Origin of the sequence: Proteus sp. LHD240705, from assembly GCF_047921555.1 — a bacterium.
Classification (GTDB): Bacteria; Pseudomonadota; Gammaproteobacteria; order Enterobacterales; family Enterobacteriaceae; genus Proteus.
The window spans coordinates 110,687-136,811 of record NZ_JBLRMI010000007.1 but is presented as its reverse complement, the minus strand read 5'-3'; the positions used below and the strand labels follow the sequence as shown (position 1 = coordinate 136,811).

At 41.8% G+C, this 26,125-nt stretch carries 21 protein-coding genes and 2 tRNA genes; 4 read left to right on the top strand and 19 right to left on the bottom strand.

Annotation, left to right across the window (positions count from 1 at the left end; all coding sequences use genetic code 11):
- Positions 1–2: 2 nt before the first annotated feature.
- Positions 3–974: an HlyD family secretion protein gene (locus tag ACNART_RS13895; protein ID WP_198620212.1), complete on the bottom strand. Its 972-nt coding sequence runs from the start codon at positions 972–974 to the stop codon at positions 3–5.
- 234 nt (positions 975–1,208) lie between these two features.
- Between ACNART_RS13895 and ACNART_RS13890 the strand changes: the two genes are divergently transcribed.
- Positions 1,209–2,912, top strand: a complete 1,704-nt coding sequence (locus ACNART_RS13890) for a sensor histidine kinase (RefSeq protein WP_109372675.1) — start codon at positions 1,209–1,211, stop codon at positions 2,910–2,912.
- Positions 2,913–2,914: 2 nt separating this feature from the next.
- Positions 2,915–3,631 (top strand): two-component system response regulator BtsR, encoded by a 717-nt coding sequence (btsR, locus tag ACNART_RS13885; RefSeq protein WP_109372676.1) that lies wholly within the window; start codon positions 2,915–2,917, stop codon positions 3,629–3,631.
- Positions 3,632–3,827: 196 nt separating this feature from the next.
- On the opposite strand, the gene ACNART_RS13880 is transcribed toward btsR, so the two are convergent.
- The 16 genes from ACNART_RS13880 to rlmE form a co-directional block, all read right to left on the bottom strand.
- On the bottom strand, positions 3,828–5,726 hold the full coding sequence (locus ACNART_RS13880; protein ID WP_160229903.1) for a DEAD/DEAH family ATP-dependent RNA helicase: 1,899 nt from the start codon (positions 5,724–5,726) through the stop codon (positions 3,828–3,830).
- A 171-nt stretch (positions 5,727–5,897) separates the two neighbouring features.
- Positions 5,898–6,785, bottom strand: coding sequence for a lipoprotein NlpI (nlpI, locus tag ACNART_RS13875; protein ID WP_098941350.1), 888 nt, complete (start codon positions 6,783–6,785; stop codon positions 5,898–5,900).
- Between the two features lie 112 nt (positions 6,786–6,897).
- Positions 6,898–9,027: a polyribonucleotide nucleotidyltransferase gene (gene pnp / locus ACNART_RS13870; RefSeq protein WP_109419174.1), complete on the bottom strand. Its 2,130-nt coding sequence runs from the start codon at positions 9,025–9,027 to the stop codon at positions 6,898–6,900.
- 250 nt (positions 9,028–9,277) lie between these two features.
- Positions 9,278–9,547: a 30S ribosomal protein S15 gene (rpsO, locus tag ACNART_RS13865; protein ID WP_023583571.1), complete on the bottom strand. Its 270-nt coding sequence runs from the start codon at positions 9,545–9,547 to the stop codon at positions 9,278–9,280.
- A 123-nt stretch (positions 9,548–9,670) separates the two neighbouring features.
- Complete coding sequence (gene truB, locus ACNART_RS13860) at positions 9,671–10,624, bottom strand: tRNA pseudouridine(55) synthase TruB (protein ID WP_368927617.1); 954 nt, start codon at positions 10,622–10,624, stop codon at positions 9,671–9,673.
- Entirely contained in the window at positions 10,624–11,025 is a 402-nt protein-coding gene (gene rbfA, locus ACNART_RS13855; protein WP_368927618.1) for a 30S ribosome-binding factor RbfA, read from the bottom strand. Before rbfA ends, truB begins: the two co-directional genes overlap by 1 nt.
- Positions 11,026–11,327: 302 nt before the next feature.
- On the bottom strand, positions 11,328–14,084 hold the full coding sequence (infB, locus tag ACNART_RS13850) for a translation initiation factor IF-2 (protein WP_196533553.1): 2,757 nt from the start codon (positions 14,082–14,084) through the stop codon (positions 11,328–11,330).
- Between the two features lie 22 nt (positions 14,085–14,106).
- A complete protein-coding gene (gene nusA, locus ACNART_RS13845) occupies positions 14,107–15,615 on the bottom strand; it encodes a transcription termination factor NusA (RefSeq protein ID WP_006535691.1) in 1,509 nt (502 codons plus the stop codon).
- Positions 15,616–15,635: 20 nt separating this feature from the next.
- Complete coding sequence (gene rimP / locus ACNART_RS13840) at positions 15,636–16,088, bottom strand: ribosome maturation factor RimP (RefSeq protein ID WP_036914691.1); 453 nt, start codon at positions 16,086–16,088, stop codon at positions 15,636–15,638.
- Positions 16,089–16,290: 202 nt separating this feature from the next.
- Positions 16,291–16,367, bottom strand: a tRNA-Met gene (locus ACNART_RS13835).
- 60 nt (positions 16,368–16,427) lie between these two features.
- Positions 16,428–16,517 (bottom strand) — tRNA-Leu (locus ACNART_RS13830).
- Between the two features lie 58 nt (positions 16,518–16,575).
- The gene (gene secG, locus ACNART_RS13825) at positions 16,576–16,920 is read right to left on the bottom strand and encodes a preprotein translocase subunit SecG (protein WP_036914692.1); all 345 of its coding nucleotides are present in this window, start codon (positions 16,918–16,920) and stop codon (positions 16,576–16,578) included.
- A 165-nt stretch (positions 16,921–17,085) separates the two neighbouring features.
- The gene (glmM, locus tag ACNART_RS13820) at positions 17,086–18,423 is read right to left on the bottom strand and encodes a phosphoglucosamine mutase (protein WP_088493982.1); all 1,338 of its coding nucleotides are present in this window, start codon (positions 18,421–18,423) and stop codon (positions 17,086–17,088) included.
- Positions 18,420–19,262, bottom strand: a complete 843-nt coding sequence (folP, locus tag ACNART_RS13815) for a dihydropteroate synthase (RefSeq protein WP_198620215.1) — start codon at positions 19,260–19,262, stop codon at positions 18,420–18,422. The genes glmM and folP overlap by 4 nt, the downstream gene beginning before the upstream one ends.
- Before the next feature lie 82 nt (positions 19,263–19,344).
- Positions 19,345–21,291, bottom strand: coding sequence for an ATP-dependent zinc metalloprotease FtsH (gene ftsH, locus ACNART_RS13810; protein ID WP_198620216.1), 1,947 nt, complete (start codon positions 21,289–21,291; stop codon positions 19,345–19,347).
- Positions 21,292–21,338: 47 nt separating this feature from the next.
- On the bottom strand, positions 21,339–21,968 hold the full coding sequence (gene rlmE / locus ACNART_RS13805; RefSeq protein WP_036939360.1) for a 23S rRNA (uridine(2552)-2'-O)-methyltransferase RlmE: 630 nt from the start codon (positions 21,966–21,968) through the stop codon (positions 21,339–21,341).
- A gap of 145 nt (positions 21,969–22,113) precedes the next feature.
- Here rlmE and yhbY point away from each other — a divergent pair, with 145 nt between their 5' ends.
- Positions 22,114–22,407, top strand: coding sequence for a ribosome assembly RNA-binding protein YhbY (gene yhbY / locus ACNART_RS13800; RefSeq protein ID WP_036914752.1), 294 nt, complete (start codon positions 22,114–22,116; stop codon positions 22,405–22,407).
- Between the two features lie 120 nt (positions 22,408–22,527).
- Here yhbY and greA read toward each other — a convergent pair whose 3' ends face one another.
- Positions 22,528–23,004, bottom strand: a complete 477-nt coding sequence (gene greA / locus ACNART_RS13795; RefSeq protein WP_088493984.1) for a transcription elongation factor GreA — start codon at positions 23,002–23,004, stop codon at positions 22,528–22,530.
- 409 nt (positions 23,005–23,413) lie between these two features.
- Here greA and dacB point away from each other — a divergent pair, with 409 nt between their 5' ends.
- Positions 23,414–24,856 carry a serine-type D-Ala-D-Ala carboxypeptidase gene (gene dacB, locus ACNART_RS13790; protein ID WP_198626352.1) on the top strand — a complete coding sequence of 481 codons (1,443 nt, stop codon included), beginning with the start codon at positions 23,414–23,416 and terminating at the stop codon, positions 24,854–24,856.
- Between the two features lie 85 nt (positions 24,857–24,941).
- Here dacB and cgtA read toward each other — a convergent pair whose 3' ends face one another.
- Positions 24,942–26,114, bottom strand: a complete 1,173-nt coding sequence (cgtA, locus tag ACNART_RS13785; RefSeq protein WP_349443278.1) for an Obg family GTPase CgtA — start codon at positions 26,112–26,114, stop codon at positions 24,942–24,944.
- Positions 26,115–26,125 lie beyond the last annotated feature (11 nt).

Below are 26,125 nucleotides of genomic sequence, written 5' to 3'. Positions count from 1 at the left end.
CCTTATTTATCCCAGCGCCATAATGCGCTCATACCAGGACGTAGCCCTTCAATTGGCGTAACAGGATACAGTCGGATTTCAAATGTTTTTAAATCGAAATCACCTGTTGCTCTTGTTGCTCTTTTTGTTGCGTAGTCGCCCATTGGGGCGATATAGCGAATTTCAGCTTCTACTTCTTTATTGCCTAATGCGGGAACCGTGATAGTAATGCGATCACCTTTACGTATATCCGCTAAGATATCTTCGCGGAGGTTATAAACAAAATAAGCATCAGGAATTCGGATCAGTGTAGCAAGTGGGCTATTCGCGTTAAAAAGCTCACCAATTTCCGCAGGAATAGGACCAACTTCTCCATCCACTGGCGCTTTAACTTGTAGATCGTTTTGTTGGATCTTCAACTCAATAAGTTGTTGTTCTGCTTGTTGCACCGCCGCCGTATATTTGTGGCGTAATTCAATACGATCACCATTTTGGGCTTCATCAAGCTCAGCTTGCGCGGCTCTTACACGTTGTGAAGCAACATCACGGCTACGGCGTGCATTATCAAGTTCTGTCGCTGATACATAGCCTTTATTCGCCACAGCACTGATACGCTGATAATCTCTTGCTGAATTTGCAGCTTCCACTTTTGCTTGAGATAACACGGCTTCTAGGTTACGAATACTCTCTTCTCTTGTGCCATGTAATGACAAATCTAATTGAGCTTGTGCTTGTGCTTTAGCGGCTTCAAGTGCAGCAACTTGCGCATTGAGTTCGGGGCTTTCTAATGTGATCATCAATTGCCCCGCTTTTACATCATCACCTCGCTCTATATGACGCTCAATCACACGGCCTTTGGCTTTAGAGGCGACAATCACTTCCGGTGCATCCACTTCGCCTTGCAGTAATAAATATTGATTATGCGCGCGGAAAAGTATGGCTAATGCAATTAGTATTAGCATTAATAAAATAAGATAGATGGCTCTTTTTTTCATATAACGATTAGACCTTAATAGTGAAGTAGAACACTCACTGACGGAGTTATATTACACAATAACTCAGAATTTCTTTAAGAATTTTGTGCGCCAGATCACTGACGCAAAGGAATATTTTCTTTGAAAGTGCGATTAAGTTATTCTTATATCAAACTTTATCGCCTCATTAATAGCCCTGTTTTATCTGGTATTTTTATATTTATCAGATAAAGAAGAGAACGGTACTCGATACTTATGTACGAATTTGATCTTATTTTGCTGTTATTACAGCAAATGTGCGTTTATTTAATCATTGCTTGGTTTTTAAGCAAAACACCTTTATTTACGCCACTTCTACAGGTCACGATAAAGCTTCCGCATAAGTTGATGTGCTACGTCATTTTCTCTATTTTTTGTATTATGGGCACCTATTTTGGGCTACATATTAATGATTCTATTGCCAATACGCGTGCCATTGGTTCGGTATTAGGCGGATTACTAGGTGGCCCTTATGTCGGCTTCCTTGTCGGTTTTACGGGAGGCTTACACCGTTATTCTCTGGGCGGTATGACCGCATTTAGCTGTATGGTGTCTACTATTGTAGAGGGATTAATTGGCGGATTAGTTCACCGTTATTACGTCAAACGCGGGCAAATGCACCGCATATTTAATCCATGGACCGCAGCAGCCGTGACTTTCTTTGCCGAAATAATACAGATGAGCATTATCTTATTATTAGCTCGCCCATTTAATGAAGCGCTTGCCTTAGTGAAAGATATTGCTGCCCCAATGATTGTCGCAAATACCGTTGGTGCGGCGATGTTTATTCGAATATTACAAGATAGACGGGCAATATTTGAAAAATATACCAGTGCATTTTCAGCTCAAGCATTAAAAATTGCCGTTTGCACCGAAGGTATTTTGCGTAAAGGGTTTAATCAAGATAATAGCACTCGAGTGGCAAAAGTCATTTATCAAGAACTAAGAGTCAGTGCCGTTGCGATTACAGATAGAGAAAAACTCCTCGCCTTTATTGGTATTGGCGCTGATCATCATTTACCGGGTACACCTATTTCATCAGAACAATCCAAACAAGCCATCAATAATAATGAAGTTGTTTATGCAGATGGTAATGAAACACCTTACCGTTGTACGCTTTCACCCCATTGCAAACTTGGCTCAACCTTAGTTATTCCATTAAGAGGCGAAAATAACCAAGTCATTGGCACAATAAAACTTTATGAAGCTAAAAATCGCCTATTTAGTTCTATTAACCGAACCCTAGGTGAAGGGATTGCAAGTCTATTATCTGCACAAATTCTGGCTGGACAATATGAGCGAAATAAGCAATCTCTTTTAGAGTCAGAGATTAAACTTCTCCATGCGCAAGTGAATCCCCACTTTCTTTTTAACGCATTAAATACACTACAAGCAGTTATTCGACGAGATAGCGAACAAGCAAAGCAATTAGTGCAATTTCTCTCTGCTTTCTTTCGTAAAAATTTAAAAAGACCTGAAGCAGTTGTGACATTAAGTGATGAAATTGAACATGTGAATGCATATTTGCAAATCGAAAAAGCCCGTTTTCAGGAACGATTACAGATTGATATTCAAATTCCTGAAAGCCTAGCTAATGCCCGTTTGCCTGCTTTTTCGCTTCAACCAATGGTCGAAAATGCAATTAAACATGGAACATCACAGTTATTAGATACAGGAAAGATTACAATTAGAGCACACCAAGAGCACCATTTAATCATTATTGAAATCTGTGATAATGCGGGGCTTTATCAACCCCAATGCCCTTCTCATGAATTAGGGTTAGGAATGAGGCTGGTGGATAAGCGATTAAAATTACGCTATGGCGAACTTTATGGTGTTTTAGTGGAATGCCAAGCTGATGAATATACAAAGGTGAAAATTTGCTTACCCCTAGAAAAAAGCATGGATAACGTTGCATAACAATGAATATATTAATCGTTGACGATGAGCCGTTAGCTCGTGAAAATTTACGTTGTTTACTTGAAGTCGAAAAGGATATTCATATTGTTGGTGAATGCAGTAATGCAATTGAAGCCATAGGAGAGATACACCGTAAGAAACCCGATGTCGTCTTTCTTGATATTCAAATGCCACGCATTACAGGGCTTGAAATGGTCACAATGCTTGATCCTGAACATCGCCCGTATATCGTCTTTTTAACCGCATTTGAAGAGTATGCAATCCAAGCCTTTGAAGAGCACGCCTTTGATTATCTACTCAAACCTTTAGAGCAAGAACGCCTAACAAAAACATTAAACCGTTTACGCCAAGGTAATAAGCAGAATATTGATCTCTTAACGCCTCCTGAAGAACGTTTAAAGTGTATTCCTTGTACAGGTCATAGCCGTATTTGGTTAATGCCCATTGATGAAGCGGTATTTGCAACATCAAGGCTCAGTGGGGTTTATGTAACCAATAATCAAGGTCAAGAAGGCTTTACAGAATTAACATTACGCACGTTAGAAACACGGACACAGCTGGTCCGTTGCCATCGCCAATATTTAGTGAATATGGATTATGTTAATGAGATTGTTTTTGGCGATAATGGGCAAGCGGAGTTGATATTACACAATAACAGCCAAATTCCTGTCAGCCGTCGATATTTAAAGCCATTAAAAGAAGCGATTGGCTTAAGCTAATTTGTTATAAATTAAAATCTGCACGTAAATCTAACCGATTTACTTGAATAAGCTTTCCTATTGTTTATATTGACAGAAATGTGTCGTAATAAATTTTATATTACTAATCAAATGATAAAAAAACCAGTCAACTTTCATTGACTGGTTTTATTTTTTTGTCATCAACTCAATTAAAAATTAAGTTAATTACCAACTCTTATTGGTTATGAGAGCTGCTACGGCGGCGTGGTGTACCTTCGTTGTTACGACTGCGGAAGTTACCGCGCTCGCCACCACGATCGTTGCTACGCTCACCACCACGGTCGTTATTACCACGACGTTGTGGTTGATCACCATTGTTAAAACGACGACCACCTTGTGGCTGACCATCACGACGGCTGTTATTACGACGCTCACGGAAAGGCTGAGATTGAGCATCACCCACTAATTGCATATTCAGTGGTTTGTTCATAATACGCGTACGTGTGAAATGGCTTAATAAATCTGTTGGCATACCTTTTGGTAATTCGATGGTTGAGTGAGAACCATACAGTTTGATATTACCAATGTAACGGCTGCTGATATCGCCTTCGTTAGCAATCGCACCAACGATATGACGCACTTCAACACCATCATCACGACCCACTTCGATACGGTATAAATCCATCTCGCCAGCATCACGACGTTCACGACGAGGAGAACGCTCGCGATCGTTATCACCGCGACGGCGATCATCACCACGACGATCGTCACGATCGTTAAATTCACGACGAGGACGACGAACTGGATCTGGTGGCAGAATAAGTGCACGCTCACCTTGAGCCATTTTCAGTAATACCGCAGCCAGTGTTTCCATATCCAGCGCTTCTTCACCTTGTGGAGCTAATTTAGGTAACAGAGCACGGTATTGGTCAAGGTTGCTAGTTTCTAATTGTTGTGCGATTTGCTGTGCAAATTTTTCCTGACGACGTTGGCTGATAAGCTCTGCATTTGGCAGTTCTACTTCAGGAATAGTCATCTTCATTGTACGTTCGATATTGCGCAGTAAACGACGCTCACGGTTATCAACGAATAAAATTGCACGGCCAGCACGACCCGCACGACCAGTACGACCAATACGGTGAACATAAGATTCTGAATCCATTGGGATATCATAGTTCACAACAAGGCTGATACGGTCAACGTCAAGACCACGAGCAGCAACGTCAGTTGCAATTAAAATATCTAAACGACCATTTTTCAGACGCTCTAATGTTTGCTCACGCAGTGATTGGTTCATATCACCATTTAACGCTGCGCTGTTATAGCCGTTACGCTCTAAAGCTTCAGCAACTTCTAATGTTGCGTTTTTAGTACGAACGAAAATAATTGCCGCATCAAAATCTTCAGCTTCTAAGAAACGAATTAACGCTTCATTTTTACGTGCGCCGAATGTCATCCAATAGCTTTGGCTAATGTCTGGACGTGTCGTTACGCTACTTTGAATGCGCACTTCTTTAGGATCATTCATAAAGCGACGTGTAATACGACGAATTGCTTCTGGCATTGTTGCAGAGAACAGTGCAGTTTGGTGTTCTGCTGGGATCTTACTTAAAATGTTTTCAACATCTTCAATAAAGCCCATACGTAACATTTCATCAGCTTCATCTAATACTAAGCCCTTCAGTTTAGATAAATCTAATGTGCCACGGTTTAAATGGTCTAATAAACGACCTGGTGTACCCACAACAACTTGTGGACCTTGACGTAACGCGCGTAATTGCACGTCGTAACGCTGACCACCATACAGTGCAACAACATTTACTTTTGGTAAGTGTTTAGAAAAATCTTCAATTGCTTCAGCAACCTGAACCGCAAGTTCACGAGTAGGTGCTAAAACTAAAATTTGTGGTGCTTTTAATGATTCATCAAGATTGTGTAATAAAGGCAGGCTAAATGCGGCAGTTTTACCACTACCTGTCTGTGCCATACCTAAAACATCATTGCCGTTTAAAAGGAAAGGAATACATTGTTGCTGAATTGGAGAAGGCTTCTCGTAGCCTAAGTCATTCAGTGCAGTCAAAATAGGTGCTGATAAACCTAGATCAGCAAAAGTCATATCGGTTTCAGTAGTCATGTCACTGTGCCTCATTCATTATGGCAGCCAGTTGACATAACATACCGCATGGTTTGTCGGTCTTTATCATCTAAAATGTGAACTGGCTCAAATTATATTATTAAACGAACAAACAAGCCCTCATCCTATGTAGATGATGGCTTTCAAACTGATCAGAGAAATGTTCGTCAGCTATTGCTGGTCCGATTCCGCTAGGTCTTCTTGTTGGCCTAACAGTGCTAATTCCAACAATGCGTAGCGGTGCTCAACAAAGTTATGTGCGTTGTTGGCAACCGTCAGCTTGAATAACGCTTCTGCGCTATCCATGTCCCCCAGACTTAGGTAATACTTACCTAAATAGAAGTTAGTTTCACTAAGATGCTCAGCGAGCGAAGTGTTATCGGTTGAAGCCTCATTTAGTTTCAACATTAATGTTTTCTCATTAATATCGCCTAAATAAAACTCAACTATATTCCATCCCCATTGCCCCGTTTTATCCGCCTGCTGGTATCGCTGTTTTAGCTGTTGTTTAGCCAAATCAGTGTTTATCTCTTTTTCTACAAGATATAACCAAAGCGAACGAATGGGATCATTTGGATCGACCTGATAAAACGCCTGCAGATCATCCTGCGCCAATTTCAATCGGCCACCGTAGTACGAAGCGATACCACGATTAAAACGCGCATTATTGTAAGTTGGATCAAGCTCTAAAACAGAATCAAACGCTTCATAAGCAGCATCGTAATTCGCTGCCTGCGTAAAATAGATACCTAGAAAATTAAAAATTTCTAGCATATCTGGTCGTATTGATAGCGCCATTGAAAAATCATTGCGCGCTAAAGCTCGTAAACCGAGACTATCATACAGCACACCACGCTCATATAAAAGCTGTGCGTATTCATCTTCAGTTAATGAGCGGCTCGCTAAGATTTGTTCTATACGAGCCAATATCACTTCTTGTTGTAAAGAAGGCTGCAATGGTGTGGCAAAAATCGCATTCTGACGCCACTCTGGACTAGTGCTGCATCCGGAAATAAAGATGAAAACAGCAATAGAACAACTGCGCAGAAATGTTTTCATTTCTCACTCCCAAAGTCAGACCTTTCAACAAAAAGCGTTCTAGACGTCCTACTTGTCAATCATAATAAGTCTCTACCGATACCTATGTCTAGATATCGGTAGTAGAATATCATTAATTCGCAGAATCTTCAGAAGAAGTTTCTGTTGCTTCCTGCTGATTAGCTTGAGCTTCTTTCATGCTTAAGCGAATACGGCCTTGACGGTCAATTTCCAGTACTTTAACTGGAACTTCTTGACCCATTTCCAAGTAGTCACTCACTTTCTCAACGCGTTTGTCTGCGATTTGAGAAATATGAACCAGACCTTCTTTGCCGCCACCGATAGCAACGAATGCACCGAAATCTACAATACGAGTTACTTTACCGTTGTAGATACGACCCACTTCAACTTCAGCAGTAATTTCTTCGATACGAGCGATAGCTTGTTTTGCTTGATCGCCACTTGTTGCAGCAATCTTCACTGTACCATCATCTTCGATTTCGATAGTTGTGCCAGTTTCTTCCGTTAATGCACGGATAACAGAGCCGCCTTTACCGATAACGTCTTTGATCTTGTCTGGATTAATTTTGATAGTGTGAATGCGCGGTGCGAATTCAGAAATATCAGCACGAGGTTGGCTAATTGCATCTTCCATTACGCCTAAAATATGTAGACGTGCGCTTTTCGCTTGGTTTAATGCAACTTGCATGATTTCACGAGTGATACCTTCGATTTTGATATCCATCTGTAATGCGCTGACACCGTTACGGCTACCCGCAACTTTAAAGTCCATATCGCCTAAATGGTCTTCATCACCCAGAATATCGGAAAGAACAACAAAGTTGTCGCCTTCTTTTACTAGACCCATTGCAATACCTGCAACAGATTCTTTAATTGGTACACCTGCATCCATCAGTGCTAAAGAAGCACCGCAAACAGATGCCATTGAAGATGAACCATTTGATTCAGTGATTTCAGAAACCACACGAACGGTATATGGGAATTCTTCAATTGTTGGCATTACTGCTAACACACCACGTTTTGCTAAACGGCCATGACCGATTTCGCGACGTTTTGGTGAACCCATCATGCCTGTTTCACCAACAGAGTATGGAGGGAAGTTATAGTGCAGCAAGAATGTATCAGTGTGCTCACCCATGATGTCATCAATAGTTTGAGCATCACGCGCAGTACCTAATGTTGCAGTTACCAGAGCCTGAGTTTCACCACGAGTAAACAGTGCTGAACCGTGAGTACGTGGTAATAAGCCAGTGCGAATGTCTAATGCACGTACCATGTCTTTTTCACGGCCATCAATACGTGGTTCGCCAGCTAATACGCGAGCACGAACGATGTTTTTCTCAAGACCTGAGAAGATTTCGCTGATTTCAGCTTCATCTAAAGTTTCATCTTCAGCGACTAACGTCGCAATAACTTCATCACGGATAGCTTCGATTTGTTCATAACGCTCTTGTTTCTCAGTGATACGGTAAGCATCACCAATGCGAGCTTGTGCTAATTGTGCAATACGGTCATGTAAAGTTTGGTTGATGGCTTCTGGCGCCCAATCCCATTTCTCTTTACCAACTTCTGCAACTAATGCATTGATGTTTTCGATCACGACTTGTTGTTGATCATGACCAAATACTACTGCACCTAACATTTCTTCTTCTGATAATAAATCAGCTTCTGATTCTACCATCAGTACCGCACCCGCAGTACCTGCAACCACTAAGTCTAATTTGCTAACTTTCAGCTCATCAACAGTTGGGTTTAGAACATATTGTCCATCGATAAAACCAACACGCGCACCACCGATAGGACCATTAAATGGAACACCTGACAGCGCTAATGCCGCAGAAGCACCAATCATTGCAACGATATCTGGGTTAACTTGTGGGTTAACTGAAACAACGGTAGCAACGATTTGAATTTCGTTTAAGAAACCTTCTGGGAATAATGGGCGTAAAGGGCGGTCAATTAAACGTGCAATCAACGTTTCGCCTTCACCAGGACGACCTTCACGACGGAAGAAGCTACCTGGGATACGACCAGCAGCGTATGAACGCTCTTGGTAGTTAACAGTTAATGGGAAGAAATCTTGTCCAGCTTTAACTTTTTTCTTTGCAACAACGGTAACAAAAACAGCAGTGCCGTCCATGTCAACCATAACAGCGGCTGTTGCTTGACGAGCCATCATGCCTGTTTCTAACGAAACAGTATGTTGACCGTATTGAAATTTACGAACTGTAGGATTCAGCAAAATAATATCCTTTATCTTATTGTCGCCAGATGTTTAGCGACGATGAATGATCTTTTCTCCGCTACGTCCCCTCGCGACTAATGAAAATATTAACCATTTAATGATAAATACTTTCATTAGCCGCGCGAATTGTCGTAACTAGAGAGATTAAATAACAATCACCACATTAAAACATAACGACTAACATTAAAAATAGCACTTTTTAGTAGAAAAGGGGCCAACAGGCCCCTTTCCACTGAAACTCGCTTGATTAGCGACGCAGACCTAAACGTTCAATCAGTGCAGAGTAACGAGCAACATCTTTACGTTTCAGGTAGTCCAGCAGATTACGACGGCTGGAAACTTTACGCAGCAGACCACGACGGCTGTGGTGATCTTTTTTGTGCTCTGAAAAGTGACCTTGCAGGTGGTTGATTTCTGCAGTCAGCAGTGCAATCTGAACTTCGCTTGAGCCAGTATCGTTAGCATCACGACCAAATTCAGCAACGATTTGTGCTTTCGCTTCAGTACTTAGAGACATAATAAACTCCAAATTAAGTAAAATTTTCAGATAGCCAATCTCTAATTCAGCTATCCAACTCAGCCACCTAAACAGATAGCCGCATTATTCTACGCTTCAAACACTTTTAGCGCAAGATTGCTATTAAGTGTTATCTTGTGCGCTATAGTCTACAACCACTCTTTTCGGAGCAACTAGGCCATCTTTAATGATAGCAAGACCAATGAATTTTTTTTCATCGCCTTCAGTTACTCTTACCCATTCGCCTTCATTGATGTCATGATTAACACGAACAGGTTGCCCCAGCTTGAGATAACCCGCAATAATCGTGGTCAAATTCACAACAGGAAAATGTGCAACAGCGGTATCCATAGGTAATAACAGTGCATCAAGTGCTAAGAAAGGATCTTCTTGAGCAGCTTGTGCATTCTCTATCATCGCTCTTAATTGCTCTAATGTGACCATTCGCTCTTTAGGATAATCAGCGACTTCTAATCGACGTAAGAAAATAACGTGAGCACCACATTGTAATTTCTCACCAAGATCATCAATAATTGTTCGAATGTAAGTACCTTTAGAACAATGAACTTCTAGCTCTAGCTCATCACCTTCCCAGCGAATAAACTGAAGTTCATAAACCGTGATGGGTCTTGCTTCACGCTCAACCTCAATACCTTGTCGAGCGTATTCGTAAAGCGGTTTACCTTGATGTTTTAAAGCGGAGTACATTGAAGGGATTTGCAATGTTTCACCGCGAAAACTCTCTAAGGCGTCATCTAAAGCCTGCTGTGTAAATTGTACTGGGCGTTCTTGAATAACCTCACCATGTGCATCGGAGGTATCTGTTCGTTGCCCTAAACGTGCAATAACACGATAACGCTTATCAGAATCCAATAGAAACTGTGAAAATTTTGTTGCTTCACCTAAACAAATAGGGAGCATACCTGTTGCTAAAGGATCCAATGCCCCTGTATGCCCAGCCTTACTGGCATTAAACATACGGCGGACTTTTTGGAGTGCATCGTTAGAGGAAATATCTTGGGGTTTATCGAGTAGCAATACGCCGTTAATCTCACGCCCCTTACGACGACGCCCCATTATTTATCCTCTTTATGACGACGCTCTTCATCGCTTTTAACGACGTTAGAAACTAAGTTAGACATACGCATACCTTCAACTAATGAGTTGTCATAAGCAAATGTCAGTTCAGGCACAATACGTAAACGCATCGCTTTACCTAATAAAGAACGAATAAAACCAGCGGCTTCATTAAGTGCAGCTAAACCCTCTGCAACCATCTCTTCTTCGCTTTGTTCACCACCTGATAAGTTTAAAAAGGTGACAAATACTTTGGCATAAGCCAAATCACGAGAAATTTCAACGCCAGAAACCGTTGCCATTCCAATACGTGGATCTTTGACTTCACGTTGTAAAATGATGGCGATTTCTTTTTGCATTTCCTGAGAAACACGCTGACTACGGCTAAAATCTCTTGCCATTTTATCTCTCCCTGACAATAGGGTATCGCCCTGATTGTCATTGTTAATTCAAATCTAAAATCAATGATATCTAAAGAGTATACATGAAGTGATATTTAACAACCGCTTTCTCTGATTTCTTTCTTTAGAAATAAAATGTTTCTTTGGTGCTATTTTACCCTGTTATTTCACTTTCATAAATTACTGAAAGGCAATCTATTTCGGTTATGTTGAAAAATGGAGAGGAAATAAAAGGAGAATACAGCAAAGAAAGGAATAAGAAGGGAGCCCTTGAGCTCCCTTTTAAAACAAAACGGACTAAATTAATCAATAGAACGTTTGATTTCGATAACTTGGAAGACTTCAATCATGTCGCCAACACGAACATCGTTGTAGTTTTTCACACCGATACCACATTCCATGCCGTTACGTACTTCGTTGACATCATCTTTAAAGCGACGCAGTGACTCAAGTTCGCCTTCATAGATAACCACGTTATCACGTAGAACACGAATTGGGTTATTACGTTTGATGTTACCCTCAACCACCATACAGCCCGCAATCGCGCCGAATTTAGGTGATTTAAACACATCACGGACTTCTGCAAGACCCATGATTTCTTGTTTATATTCAGGTGCCAACATACCGCTCATTGCCAGTTTGATTTCGTCAATCAGGCTATAGATAACAGAGTAGTAACGTAAATCAACGCTTTCTTGTTCAATGATACGGCGAGCAGATGCATCAGCACGAACGTTAAAGCCAAGAATGATTGCGTTAGAAGCCGCTGCTAATGTTGCGTCAGTTTCGGTGATACCACCTACGCCTGAACCGATGATTTTCAGTTTAACTTCATTAGTAGACAGTTTAACTAAGGCATCAGTAATCGCTTCACAAGTACCTTGAACGTCTGTTTTCAGAACGATGTTCAGTTCAGAAGTTTTACCTTCTTCCATGTTAGCGAACATGTTTTCCAGTTTAGATTTCTGCTGACGAGCCAGTTTAACATCGCGGAATTTACCTTGACGGTATAATGCAACTTCACGCGCTTTCTTCTCGTCACGAACAACCGTTGCTTCATCACCCGCAGAAGGAACGTTAGACAGACCTAAGATCTCAACTGGCATTGATGGACCAGCAGATTGAACGTCTTGACCTAATTCGTTACGCATCGCACGAATACGACCGTATTCGAAACCACACAGAACGATGTCACCTTTATTCAGTGTACCTTCACGGACAAGAATAGTAGCAACTGGGCCACGGCCTTTATCAAGGTAAGATTCGATAACAACACCGCTTGCCATACCTTCTTTAACTGCTTTCAGTTCAAGAACTTCAGCTTGTAAAAGAATAGCATCCAGCAGTTCGTCAATACCTAAACCTTGTTTTGCAGATACGTGCATAAACTGAGTTTCGCCGCCCCACTCTTCTGGCAAGATGCCATATTGAGACAGTTCAGTTTTAACGCGATCTGGATCAGCTTCGTGTTTATCAATTTTGTTCACTGCAACAACAACGGGTACGTTTGCCGCTTTTGCGTGTTGGATTGCTTCGATAGTTTGTGGCATTACACCATCATCTGCCGCAACAACCAGAACAACGATATCCGTTACCTGAGCACCACGAGCACGCATTGAAGTAAACGCGGCGTGACCTGGAGTATCTAGGAAGGTGATTTCACCTTTGTCAGTCTTAACGTGGTAAGCACCGATATGCTGGGTGATACCACCCGCTTCGCCTGATGCTACTTTCGTTGAACGAATGTAGTCCAGTAATGATGTTTTACCGTGGTCAACGTGACCCATGATAGTTACAACTGGTGCACGAGATACTGCGCTTTCTTCGCCAGTATCACGATCGCTCATGACTTGTTCTTCTAACTCGTTTTCACGACGTAAGATAACTTTATGGCCCATTTCTTCAGCAACAAGCTGTGCAGTTTCTTGGTCTAAAACCTGATTAATGGTCGCCATAGCACCCATTTTCATCATAGTTTTGATAACTTCAGACCCTTTTACTGCCATTTTGTTAGCAAGTTCGGCAACAGAAATAGTCTCACCGATGATAACATCACGGTTTACAACAGCAGCTGGCTTATTGAAGCCTTGCTGTAATGAGCTACCTTTACGTTTACCTTTCTTGTTAGTACGGCCAGCAGCACGTGCTTCTTCACGATCTGCTTTTTCAGAATGGCGGTTGTTTTTCTTAGGACGAGGAGCCTTAGCGTTGCGACCACGACCGCGGCCACCTTCAACCTCAGCATCACTTTCATCTTCTGCATCACGAGCATAACGTGATGTTGTTACATGATAGTCTGAGCCTTCAGTTTCTGGCGCTTTAGGTTCAGCAGTCCATTTTTCAGCATTTTCTTCAGCTAAACGACGTGCTTTTTCTGCTGCAACTCGTGCTTCTTCTTCCGCTTTACGGCGCTGTGTTTCTTCCGTTTTACGCTTCAGTTCAGCCTGTTCAGCATTGCGACGTGCTTTTTCCTGATCTGCTGCTTTATCAGCTTTTGGTTTATCGTTTTGTTTCACTTTATCTTTTTCCGCTGCTTCGCGCTTAGCTAATTCCGCTGCTTCACGTTTTGCTTCTTCAGCTTCACGTTTCGCTTTTTCTTCGGCGTCTTTCTTCGCCTTTTCAGCTTCACGTTTTGCTTTTTCTTCAGCTTCGCGCTGTGCTTTCTCTTGTGCTTCGCGCTGGGCTTTTTCTTCGGCTTCGCGATGCGCCTTTTCTTCCGCTTCACGCTGAGCTTGCTCATCCGCTTGCGCTTTTTCAACGGCGTCACGGTTCACATAAGTGCGTTTTTTGCGGACTTCGATGGCTACTGATTTACTTTTGCCACCTGTACCAGGAACACTTAACGTACTACGCACTTTGCGTTGTAACGTTAATTTTTCTGGTTGGTTGGTTGATACGTCTTTATCACGATTCAACCAAGCCAGTAAGGTTTCTTTCTCTTTTTGGGAGACAGAATCAGAGACGGTCTTCTTAATACCGGCATCAGCAAACTGCTGTACCAAACGTTCAACCGGTGTCTGAATCTCTTCTGCCAGTGATTTTACTGTTTCATCTGTCATTCTGTTCCTTCCTGCTCAGTTGTTACGCATCATTCCCAAACCAGCAGATATTACGTGCGGCCATAATGAGTTCGCCTGCGCGCTCACTATTTAAACCTTCAATATCAGTTAGGTCGTCGATACCCTGTTCGGCAAGATCTTCCAGTGTGCAGATACCACGGGCAGCTAGATCAAATGCTAAAGAGCGCTCCAATCCTTCGAGAGCTAATAAGTCCTCGGCTGGCTGGTTATCGCCTAGGCTTTCTTTTTGAGCCAACTCAATCGTTGTTAGTGCAGCTTTTGCTCTTTCACGTAGAGCTTCAACGGTATCTTCATCTAATCCGTCAATAGCCAGCAGTTCACTGATTGGCACATAAACTAACTCTTCAAGGGTAGAGAAACCTTCTTCAACTAAAACAGTTGCGAAGTCTTCATCAATGTCGAGATGCTTAGTAAATATTTCAATGGCTGCGTTTGCTTCTGCCTGATGTTTTGCATTCAGTTCATCAGCAGTCATGACGTTTAATTCCCACTTGTCATCACCACGATGTTTTTTCAGTAACTGTGCTGCCAGACGAACGTTTTGACCATTACGGCCGATTGCCTGTGCAAGGTTACTGCTTTCAACTGCAACATCCATTGTACATTTGTCTTCATCGACAACAATAGAAGCAACATCTGCCGGAGCCATTGCATTAATGACGAATTGTGCAGGATTATCATCCCACAGAACAATATCAATTCGCTCGCCGCCCAATTCACTGGAAACGGCTTGTACACGCGCACCACGCATACCAACACAAGCACCCACAGGGTCAATACGCTTGTCGTTAGTTTTTACTGCGATTTTGGCACGAGAACCTGGATCACGCGCTGCAGCTTTAATTTCAATAATTTCTTCGCCAATTTCTGGTACTTCAATACGGAAAAGTTCAACCAGCATTTCAGGGCGAGAGCGTGTCACGAAAAGTTGTGCACCACGGGTTTCTGTACGTACGTCGTATAAAACACCACGTAAACGGTCACCTGGACGGAAGTTTTCACGCGGTAACATATCTTCACGTAAAATAACCGCTTCAGCGTTGTTGCCTAAGTCTAAAGTGATATTTTCACGGTTCACTTTCTTCACAACACCCGTGATAATTTCGCCGAGTTGTTCGCGGAATTGATCAACAACCATTGCTCTTTCAGCTTCACGTACTTTTTGTACGATAACTTGTTTAGCGGTTTGTGTTGTAATACGGTCGAAAGTGACAGATTCAATCTGATCTTCAATATAACCACCTAGTTCAATACTAGGATCTTCATATTGAGCAGCTTCAAGTGTGATTTCACGAGTAGGTTGAGTGACTTCATCAACGGCAACCCAACGACGGAATGTATCAAAGTCACCCGTTTTACGGTCGATACATACACGAACGTCAATTTCTTGCTCGTATTTTTTCTTAGTTGCTGTCGCTAGTGCGGTTTCCAGTGCTTCAAAAATCTTTTCACGAGGAAGAGATTTTTCGTTAGAGACCGCTTCCACAACAGCCAGAATCTCTTTGTTCATCCTAGTTGCCTCTTCAAAACTTAAAAGTGGGGTACCAGGTTAGCTTTCTGGATGTTGCTCAGTGCGAACACTTCGTCTTTACCATCCACAGTAACCGTGATCATTTCGCCAGCGACAGACTTAATAATGCCCTGCCATTTACGGCGGTTTTGCATTGCAATTCGTAATACGATAGCGGCTTCTTCGCCGATAAATTGCTCATAATGCGTTGCAGTGAATAAAGGTCGTTCTAAACCAGGAGAAGAAATCTCAAGGTTATAAACTGTTTGAATTGGATCTTCAACATCCAGCACAGCACTGACCTGGTGGCTAACATCAGCACAATCATCAACAGTGATACCGTCTTCACTATCAATATAGATGCGCAATGTTGATTCTCGGCCACGAATAAACTCAAGACCGACAAATTCAAAGCCTAATGCTTCTACTGGTGCTGAAACCATCGCTGTTAATTTTTGCTCTAATGTGGACAAACCCACCCCCAAGGCATAAAAAAAGGGCCTATAGCCCAGTATTCTATTCTCTGATAACAAAAAACCCCGAAATTCGGGGCTTTATGCAACTGGACCCTGTAACTTGCCATTCGAGAATAACCTCTTCTTACGGCACATTCCACTCAGGATCATAATCGGTTCAACAAGATGATTAATGAGAAAAGTGCTGTATTGTTAGAAGTGGTTGCGGGGGCCGGATTTGAACCGACGACCTTCGGGTTATGAGCCCGACGAGCTACCAAGCTGCTCCACCCCGCGTTCGAAAAACGTGGCAAATTTTACGCTGATAACAAGCAAAACGCAAGCTATCTGGAATAATGGTGCCGAGAACGGGACTTGAACCCGTACGCCCGTTTTATAGGCACTACCACCTCAAGGTAGCGTGTATACCAATTTCACCACCTCGGCACTTAATGAGACTGTTACTGCGTAAAAATTAACAATCTCATTTAAATCTTTACTTAGTTTACTGCGGAATATCTGTATTTGCTGGCGCTACAGGCGCTGCTAATTGCTCAGCTTTTTTAGCTTCTTCTGTAGTCTGCTCGATAGACATCCATTTGCTGTCTTCACGCACAGTTTTATTGGCACTTAGATTACCTAAAATAAGGGCAAGTACAATAAAAGCTGTCGCTAAAACAGCGGTCATACGGGTCATAAAGTTAGCTGAACCGCTTGAACCAAATACTGTACCAGAAGCACCTGCACCAAAAGAAGCGCCCATATCAGCACCTTTACCCTGCTGTAACAGGATCAGACCAACTAGCCCTGTTGCTACAATGATAAGAATAACAATGAGTGCCGTATACATTTGCGTTACCTTTTCTATGGAACTTATCGTCTTAACGATAACCTTCGATTGCTTCACCCGCTTTAGTTCAAGACCTTACTAAGCGGGTGTGAATACTAACCAAAGCTGAACTGACAAGCAAGGTTATTTTTCTACAAAGTGATTGATTGAAGAAAAAAGCATCAATTAACCAACGTGCTTCACAGCGTCAGCAATACGATTTGCCATCGCAGTGACTTGCTCTTCATTTTCACCTTCAACCATGACACGAATTAAAGGTTCTGTTCCTGATTTACGCAGTAATACACGACCTTTACCAGCCAGTTCTTCTTCAACCGCTTTAGCGACTTTCTGAACTTCAGGTGTTTGTAGCGGATCGTGGCTACCGGTAAAGCGAACATTCACTAAAATTTGTGGTAATAGTTTCATACCACTACATAGATCATGCAGACTCATATGGTTACGCACCATTGCACTTAAAACTTGTAAACCTGCAACAATACCATCACCTGTAGTCGTTTTATCTAATAAAATAATGTGGCCTGAGTTTTCAGCACCTAAACGCCAGCCTTTCTCTTGTAATTTTTCAAGCACATAGCGGTCGCCCACTTTTGCTCTTACAAAAGGAATACCCAGTTGTTTAAGTGCAATCTCTAATCCCATATTGCTCATTAGAGTACCAACTGCGCCACCGCGTAATTGACCTTGGCGTAACGCTTCTCTCGCAATAATGTAGAGAATTTGGTCACCATCAACTTTTAGGCCTTGATGGTCAACCATGATGATACGGTCGCCGTCACCATCAAAAGCTAAACCAACATCAGCGCCTTCTTCTAAGACGCGTTTTTGCAACATACGAACATCTGTTGCGCCACACTCTTCGTTGATATTGATACCCGTTGGATCACAGCCAATAGTGATCACTTCAGCACCTAATTCACGAAATACGTTTGGTGCAATATGGTATGTTGCACCATGAGCACAATCGACAACCACTTTTAGACCATTAAGATTGTTTTCATTTGGGAAAGTCCCTTTACAGAATTCAATATAACGACCTGCCGCATCCACGATACGATTTGCACGACCAAGCTCTGCTGATTCAACACAGGTAATTGGCTTTTCCATTTCGGCTTCAATGGCTTCTTCTACTTCATCTGGTAATTTTGTACCATCAATAGAGAAGAATTTGATCCCGTTATCGTAATAAGGGTTATGAGAAGCTGAAATAACAATCCCTGCTTCAGCACGGAATGTACGCGTTAAATAAGCAACAGCAGGTGTTGGCATTGGCCCTGTAAATGAGGCGGATAAACCTGCCGCTGCTAAACCCGCTTCTAATGCAGATTCCAGCATATAGCCTGAGATACGTGTATCTTTACCAATAATGATTTTACGAGAGCCATGACGTGCTAATACTTTGCCCGCAGCCCAACCCAGTTTTAATACAAAATCAGGTGTAATTGGACTATCACCTACTTTTCCACGGATACCATCTGTTCCAAAGTATTTACGTTCGCTCATTCATTATTTTCCTTTGCAGAAAGAGTCGCTTGTACGATTTTCATCGCATCAACCGTCTCTTTAACATCGTGTACACGAATAATTTGTGCGCCTTGCATCGCTGCAATGACTGCGCATGCCACGCTACCAGCAACACGCTCTTGTGGTGGTACATTCAATAGTTGCCCAACCATTGATTTGCGTGACATTCCGGCAAGTATGGGTAAACCAAAGTGATGAAATTCACTTAGGTGTGCTAATAGTTGGTAATTATGCGCTAAATTTTTACCAAAGCCGAATCCTGGATCAAGAATAATTTGATTTTTTTCGATACCTGCATCAACACAACGTTGAATATTTTCTTGTAAAAAACGATCAACATCCATCATCACATTCTCATAATGTGGTGACTGTTGCATGGTTTTAGGGTCACCCTGCATATGCATAATACACACTGGCAAACCTGTTTTAGCGGCTGCTTCAAGTGCGCCAGGTTCTTGTAATGAGCGAATATCATTGATAATTGAAGCACCTACATTTGCGGATTCAGTAATGACTTGAGCTTTAGATGTATCAACAGAGATCCAAACATCAAAACGCTGACGAATAGCCTCAACAACAGGAACAACACGCTGTAACTCTTCATCAATAGAGACGTCACTTGCACCAGGTCTGGTAGACTCACCACCAATATCGATGATAGAAGCCCCTTCAGCGATCAATTTTGCTGCATGATCAACTGCATCATTAAGTGAATTATGAGTGCCACCATCAGAGAAAGAGTCTGGAGTGACATTCAAAATCCCCATAACTTGAGGTGTTGATAAGTTAAGTTCGGTTCCTCTAGCCATTAATTTCATTTCATTGATACCTTCATAAAAAAACCCCAGAAGCCTGGGGTTTGTATTTATAGCTTACTCAATATGCGTAACCCAATAAGGATTAGTGAGTATTGTTATCAGAAGGCGTATCACTTTCTGACTCAGGCTTGTCTTTTGGCTCACTCGCTACATGCGTTTGTGCTGGCTGGGCAGTAGTCGTTGCACCACTATTGCCATTATTGCCTTCCCAACCCGCAGGTGGACGAACATCACGACGATTCATTAAATCATCAATTTGAGGCGCATCGATAGTTTCATAAGTCATCAGTGCATCTTTCATTGAGTGTAGAATATCAAGGTTGTCCATTAAGATCTGACGAGCACGAACATAGTTACGATCAACGATAGCTTTAATTTCTTCGTCAATTGTACGAGCTGTTTCATCAGACATATGTTGCGCTTTAGCAACAGAACGACCTAAGAACACTTCACCTTCTTCTTCTGCGTACAGCAATGGCCCTAATTTTTCAGAGAAACCCCACTGTGTCACCATGTTACGTGCAATATTGGTTGCAACTTTGATGTCATTAGAAGCACCCGTAGAAACATGCTCTACACCATAGATAATTTCTTCAGCTAAACGGCCACCGTAAAGTGTTGAAATTTGGCTCTCTAACTTCTGACGGCTCGCACTAATTTGGTCGCCTTCAGGTAAGAAGAAAGTCACACCTAATGCACGTCCACGAGGAATAATCGTCACTTTATGCACAGGATCATGTTCAGGTACTAAACGACCAATAATTGCGTGACCAGCTTCATGATAAGCGGTTGATGCTTTTTGTTCTTCAGTCATCACCATTGAACGGCGCTCTGCACCCATCATTATCTTATCTTTCGCTTTCTCAAACTCGACCATTGAGACAACACGTTTATTACCACGAGCAGCAAATAAAGCCGCTTCGTTAACTAAGTTAGCTAAGTCAGCACCAGAGAAACCTGGAGTACCACGCGCTAAAATTGCTGGATCAACATCTGGTGATAAAGGTACGCGACGCATATGGACTTTAAGTATTTGCTCACGTCCACGCACATCAGGTAAACCAACAACCACTTGACGGTCAAAACGACCTGGACGAAGTAATGCTGGGTCTAACACATCTGGACGGTTCGTTGCCGCGATAACGATAATTCCTTCATTACCTTCAAAACCATCCATTTCAACTAGCATTTGGTTCAGTGTTTGTTCACGTTCATCATGACCACCGCCTAAACCAGCACCACGTTGACGACCAACCGCATCGATTTCATCGATAAAGATAATACAAGGTGCTGCTTTTTTAGCTTGTTCAAACATATCACGAACACGAGAAGCACCCACACCCACGAACATTTCAACGAAATCAGAACCTGAAATGGTAAAGAATGGGACTTTAGCTTCACCCGCGATGGCTTTTGCTAATAATGTTTTACCTGTACCTGGAGGCCCTACCATCAGAATACCTTTAGGGATTTTACCCCCTAACTTCTGGAAACGACCTGGATCACGTAAATACTCAACTAATTCGCTTACTTCTTCTTTCGCTTCATCACAACCCGCTACATCAGCAAAGGTTGTTTTGATTTGGTCTTCTGTCAACATGCGCGCCTTGCTTTTACCGAAAGACATCGCACCTTTACCGCCACCACCTTGCATTTGGCGCATAAAGAAAATCCAAAGACCAATCAGTAATAGCATTGGGAACCAAGACACAAAAATTTGAGTCAGAAGGCTTTGGCCTTCAAGTGGTTCACCCGTTACTTTTACATTACGGTTCATTAAAGTGGTCAGCAGGTTATCATCACGCATAGGCATATACGTGCTGTACTTTGAGTTATCTGTTTTAGTTACATTAATATCATAACCACTTATGCTGACCTCGCGTAATTGGTTATTAGTTAACTCATTGATAAAGGTAGAGTAATCCACCTTACGACTATTCGAATCGCTGGGTCCGAAGCTCTGGAATAATGACATCAAAACGACTGCAATAACTAGCCAGAGGATCAGGTTTTTCGCCATGTCACTCAAGGGATTAACCTCATATTACAACTGTGTTAACAAATAGCTTTAGGGTACTAAAGTTTACGCCCTGTGGCTACAATATATACCTCACGAGAACGAGACCGCGAAGCGTCTGGTTTACGAACTTTCACTTTCGTAAACAGGGAGCGTATTTGCCCCAGGTATTCATCAAAGCCTTCTCCCTGAAACACTTTGACAATAAAACTTCCCCCGGGAGCCAGTACATCACGACACATATCAAGCGCTAACTCTACTAAATACATGGATCGAGGGATATCGACCGCGGGTGTACCGCTCATGTTTGGAGCCATGTCAGACATGACAACCTGGACTTTGTTTTCACCTACTCTATCAAGCAACGCCTTCAACACAAGTTCATCACGAAAATCGCCTTGAAGGAAATCGACTCCAACAATAGGATCCATAGGTAAAAGGTCACATGCGATAATTCGACCTTTGCTTCCTAACTGCTGTACAACATATTGAGACCACCCTCCTGGGGCTGCTCCTAAATCGACAACGGTCATACCTGGTTTAAAGATATTGTCGCTTTGCTGAATTTCTTCCAGTTTAAACCAAGCACGAGAGCGAAACCCTTTTTTCTTTGCTTGCTGAACATATTTATCACTAAAATGTTCTTGTAACCAGCGGCTAGAGCTTGCCGAACGTTTCTTATTGGCCATTGCGTTTTCCAACTATCATACACTTAGCTATCAAAATTTTTACTCTTTCACTCATTTAACCTCGTCTTAACGACATTTTATGGTGATAAGTGAGAGATGGCGTTAGAATAGATCGTTTTCAATCCCAACAAAGCAAAAATTAATGATGACTCTTAACAAAAAACAAATTCAACACCTGAAAGGGCTCGCTCATCACCTGAATCCAGTCGTTATGATTGGTAACAACGGGCTGACTGAAGGCGTTCTTGCAGAAATTGAACTCGCTCTGGCACACCATGAGCTTATCAAAGTCAAAATCGCAGGCGAAGACCGAGATGTTAAAAACTTGATCGTAGCAGCGATTGTACGCGAAAGCGGTGCACAGAATGTACAAGTTATCGGAAAAATTCTTGTTCTTTATCGTCCTTCAGAAGCACGTAAGATCATTTTACCGAAATAAAACTTGTATCTTTATATAAAAATGCCATAAGTAACTCTATGGCAAAAAAGGCCTTTTAAGGCCTTTTTTATATTACCACAGGATAACAGTCTAGTTTTCTATAGAAACGTAAATTACAAATTAAATATATTCTACGTTTAAAACTTCATACTCGACTTGTCCACCAGGTGTTGTGATAACCACGACATCATCTAACTCTTTACCAATTAACCCACGCGCAATCGGTGAGTTAACAGAGATTAAGTTTTCTTTAATGTTCGCTTCATCATCACCCACAATGCGGTAAGTTTGCTCTTCTTCAGTCTCAACATTCAATAGTGTCACTGTTGAACCAAAAATAATACGACCATTGTTATTCATCTTTGTAATATCAATGACTTGAGCATTTGATAATTTTGCTTCAATTTCTTGTATGCGGCCTTCACAGAAACCTTGTTGCTCTCTTGCAGCATGATATTCCGCGTTTTCTTTTAAGTCTCCATGTTCACGAGCTTCAGCGATAGCAGCAATAATCTCGGGACGACGAACACCTTTTAAATATTCCAGCTCTTCGCGTAATTTTTCTGCACCTAGAACTGTCATAGGGATCTGATTCATGTGTTAATACCTCAATACTATTCCTAATAAAAAATAGGTATCATCCTGATTTTTTATACTAACAACACAGAGAAAAGGATCTATTTACTCTTCTCAAGACAAAAAAAGACACAGGCAACCTTAAATTGGGCCTGTCTCTACATATATTCGGTAAATGAGGGGACGCTATTATATTCCCAACTCATGCTATTGGGACGTAAACTAAACCTCCCATACTTAAAACTAAATCTAACACAACAGACGCATTGCTTCACGCCTTATCTCTCTTTATAAAGAGATAAACAGACTTTTTCCGATAATGAGCTAATCCTGCTTGTTACCGTTTACTTTTGCCCTCATTGCCCTTTAGTATTAGCCTCTGGCAATCAATACTGTAACGTTACACGCTATAGTCACGGATAGAGAAATTATGCACTTACTATCAACATTTCGACGGATACTTTACACATTAAGTATCATTAGTTTTTCAACCCAAGCAATACCTGTTGAAAACTACACATCCCTTCTTCCTGAAGGAACACAAGTAGGTTTAATAACTCAACCCGTTGGCGCGGCTTCTCCTAATCTTAACTATCATGCCGAGCAATTAGCACTTCCAGCAAGTACTCAGAAAGTGGTGACTGCACTTACTGCATTACTTCAATTAGGTGGAAATTATCAATTCACCACAACAATGGAAACAGAAGGCAAGATAAAAGACAATCAGCTTAATGGTGATTTGATCTTTCGTTTTACTGGCGATCCTACATTAACCCGTCAGCAATTAAGAGCAATGGTTGCCATATTAAAGCAATCAGGTGTTACAAAAGTGCATGGTGATTTGCTTATTGATACTTCTGCTTTTTCAAGCCACGACAAGGCCCCAGGTTGGGTTTGGAATGATCTGACACAATGCTTTAGTGCCCCTCCTAGTGCTGCAATTGTTGATAAGAACTGCTTTTCCGTCTTACTGCAAAGTGGCAAAAAAGAAGGTGATATTGCCACAATACGTAAAGCTTCTTTCTATCCTGTCACTGTTTTAAGTGAAGTTGAAACTTATGAGAAAGGATCAACTCGTACCCGTTTTTGTGAATTAGATGTCACGGTTCGTGACTTAAATACCTATGTAATCACAGGTTGTATTCCTAAACGTGATGATGCAGTACCTTTAATGTTTTCTATTCAAGATGGTGCTCATTGGGCGGGTACAATTTTAAAAGAAGAGTTACAACGCGCCAATATTGAACTTGATGGATATATCAAACGTCGATCTCAACTAAAAGCGCCTGTTACTGTACTGGCACAGACACAATCAAAACCGTTACATAGCTTACTGACGACCATGCTAAAAGAGTCTGACAATATGATTGCAGATACCGTATTTAGAACTATTGGTCGTGAGTATTATGGCGTTGCAGGTACTTGGCGCTCTGGCGCAGAAGCAACCCGCGCTATTTTAAAACAAAAAGCCGGAATTGATTTAGCAAATACCGTTATAGTTGATGGCTCTGGTCTTTCTCGCCATAACCTCATTTCACCTGCAACCATGATGCAAATCCTTCAATATATTGGAGTACATGAAAGTGAATTAAACTTTATCACTATGCTTCCCCTTGCAGGACATGACGGTACATTACAATATCGAGGCGGTTTTCATGAAGCGGGTGTGGATGGCAAGGTTTCTGCCAAAACGGGATCATTAAAAGGGGTTTACAATCTAGCGGGCTTTATGACCACGGCAAATGGGCAAAAAGTTGCGTTTGTACAATACGTTTCGGCGTATTCACCTCCTACACAGAATCGCAATGCTGGACGTGCTTATTTAGTGCGTTTTGAAACTAATCTGTATAAAGATATGTACAACAACCGCTAGATTTACACTCAGTAAATGTAGTCAATGTATATGAAAAACGCCTGATTAATCAGGCGTTTTTATTTTATCATGATGAAAATAATGATTAACGTTGGTAGATAAACTCGATACCGTCGTCATCCTCTTCATCCCAATCATCATCGTCATCTTCTTCGAAATCAGGATTTTCTAGTTGTTCTTTATGGTAATCATCCCACATAAAGTCAACTTTTCCTGGCTCTGCTTTTGTTGCAACAATATCTTGCTCACGCGGAGTAACATTCAGGAATTCCATGATATTCCAGCAAAGTTTTTTCACACCTTCTTGGTTGATTGCCGCTATCATGTAATAGTTTTCATCCCAACCTAGTGCTTCAACAATTGCTTTTGCCTTCTCTTTTGCTTCTTCAGCATCAAGAAGATCAACTTTATTGAACACTAACCAACGTGGTTTTTGTGCTAATTTTTCGCTGTATTTCTCTAATTCAGAGATAATAATTTTTGCATTTTCCACAGGATCCGATCCATCAATAGGATCAATGTCGATCAAGTGTAATAACACACGACAGCGTTCTAAGTGTTTTAAGAATTGGATCCCAAGACCTGCACCATCAGCAGCGCCTTCGATTAATCCGGGAATATCTGCAACCACAAAGCTTTGGTGATTATCCATACGCACCACACCTAGGCTTGGTACTAATGTTGTAAATGGATAATCAGCAACTTTAGGTTTTGCTGCTGATACTGCACGAATAAATGTAGATTTGCCCGCATTTGGCATACCAAGCATACCCACATCAGCTAATAACATTAGCTCTAATAGGACTTCGCGAGATTCACCTGGCGTTCCCATTGTACGTTGACGTGGAGCACGGTTCACCGACGATTTAAAACGCGTATTACCTAAACCGTGGAAGCCACCTTTAGCAACCATTTGCTTTTGACCGTGAACAGTCAAGTCAGCAATGACTTCATTTGTTGCTAAATCACGGACACGCGTTCCGACAGGAACACTGATAGTAATATCTTGACCACGCTTACCGGTGCAATCACGGCTGTGGCCATTTTCACCACGCTCTGCACGATAAGATTTAGTAAAACGGTAATCAATTAAGGTGTTAAGGTTTTCGTCTGCAATCATGTAGACATCACCACCATCACCACCATCACCACCGTCTGGTCCCCCGTTAGGGATATATTTTTCGCGACGAAAGCTTACACAGCCGTTACCACCATCGCCCGCGACGATTAGGATCTTGGCCTCATCAACAAATTTCATGATTTTACTCC

Excerpts from the sequence above, each read along its gene's own strand:
- rpsO (WP_023583571.1), bottom strand. The coding sequence starts at position 9,547 with ATGTCTCTAAGTACTGAAGCGAAAGCACAAATCGTTGCTGAATTTGGT.
- infB (WP_196533553.1), bottom strand. The coding sequence starts at position 14,084 with ATGACAGATGAAACAGTAAAATCACTGGCAGAAGAGATTCAGACACCG.
- greA (WP_088493984.1), bottom strand. The coding sequence starts at position 23,004 with ATGAATCAGATCCCTATGACAGTTCTAGGTGCAGAAAAATTACGCGAA.
- ACNART_RS13880 (WP_160229903.1), bottom strand. The coding sequence starts at position 5,726 with ATGACTACTGAAACCGATATGACTTTTGCTGATCTAGGTTTATCAGCA.
- nlpI (WP_098941350.1), bottom strand. The coding sequence starts at position 6,785 with ATGAAAACATTTCTGCGCAGTTGTTCTATTGCTGTTTTCATCTTTATT.
- glmM (WP_088493982.1), bottom strand. The coding sequence starts at position 18,423 with ATGAGCGAACGTAAATACTTTGGAACAGATGGTATCCGTGGAAAAGTA.
- btsR (WP_109372676.1), top strand. The coding sequence starts at position 2,915 with ATGAATATATTAATCGTTGACGATGAGCCGTTAGCTCGTGAAAATTTA.
- yhbY (WP_036914752.1), top strand. The coding sequence starts at position 22,114 with ATGACTCTTAACAAAAAACAAATTCAACACCTGAAAGGGCTCGCTCAT.
- truB (WP_368927617.1), bottom strand. The coding sequence starts at position 10,624 with ATGGGGCGTCGTCGTAAGGGGCGTGAGATTAACGGCGTATTGCTACTC.
- folP (WP_198620215.1), bottom strand. The coding sequence starts at position 19,262 with ATGAAATTAATGGCTAGAGGAACCGAACTTAACTTATCAACACCTCAA.
- cgtA (WP_349443278.1), bottom strand. The coding sequence starts at position 26,114 with ATGAAATTTGTTGATGAGGCCAAGATCCTAATCGTCGCGGGCGATGGT.
- rbfA (WP_368927618.1), bottom strand. The coding sequence starts at position 11,025 with ATGGCAAGAGATTTTAGCCGTAGTCAGCGTGTTTCTCAGGAAATGCAA.
- nusA (WP_006535691.1), bottom strand. The coding sequence starts at position 15,615 with ATGAACAAAGAGATTCTGGCTGTTGTGGAAGCGGTCTCTAACGAAAAA.
- dacB (WP_198626352.1), top strand. The coding sequence starts at position 23,414 with ATGCACTTACTATCAACATTTCGACGGATACTTTACACATTAAGTATC.
- secG (WP_036914692.1), bottom strand. The coding sequence starts at position 16,920 with ATGTATACGGCACTCATTGTTATTCTTATCATTGTAGCAACAGGGCTA.
- ACNART_RS13890 (WP_109372675.1), top strand. The coding sequence starts at position 1,209 with ATGTACGAATTTGATCTTATTTTGCTGTTATTACAGCAAATGTGCGTT.
- ACNART_RS13895 (WP_198620212.1), bottom strand. The coding sequence starts at position 974 with ATGAAAAAAAGAGCCATCTATCTTATTTTATTAATGCTAATACTAATT.
- rlmE (WP_036939360.1), bottom strand. The coding sequence starts at position 21,968 with ATGGCCAATAAGAAACGTTCGGCAAGCTCTAGCCGCTGGTTACAAGAA.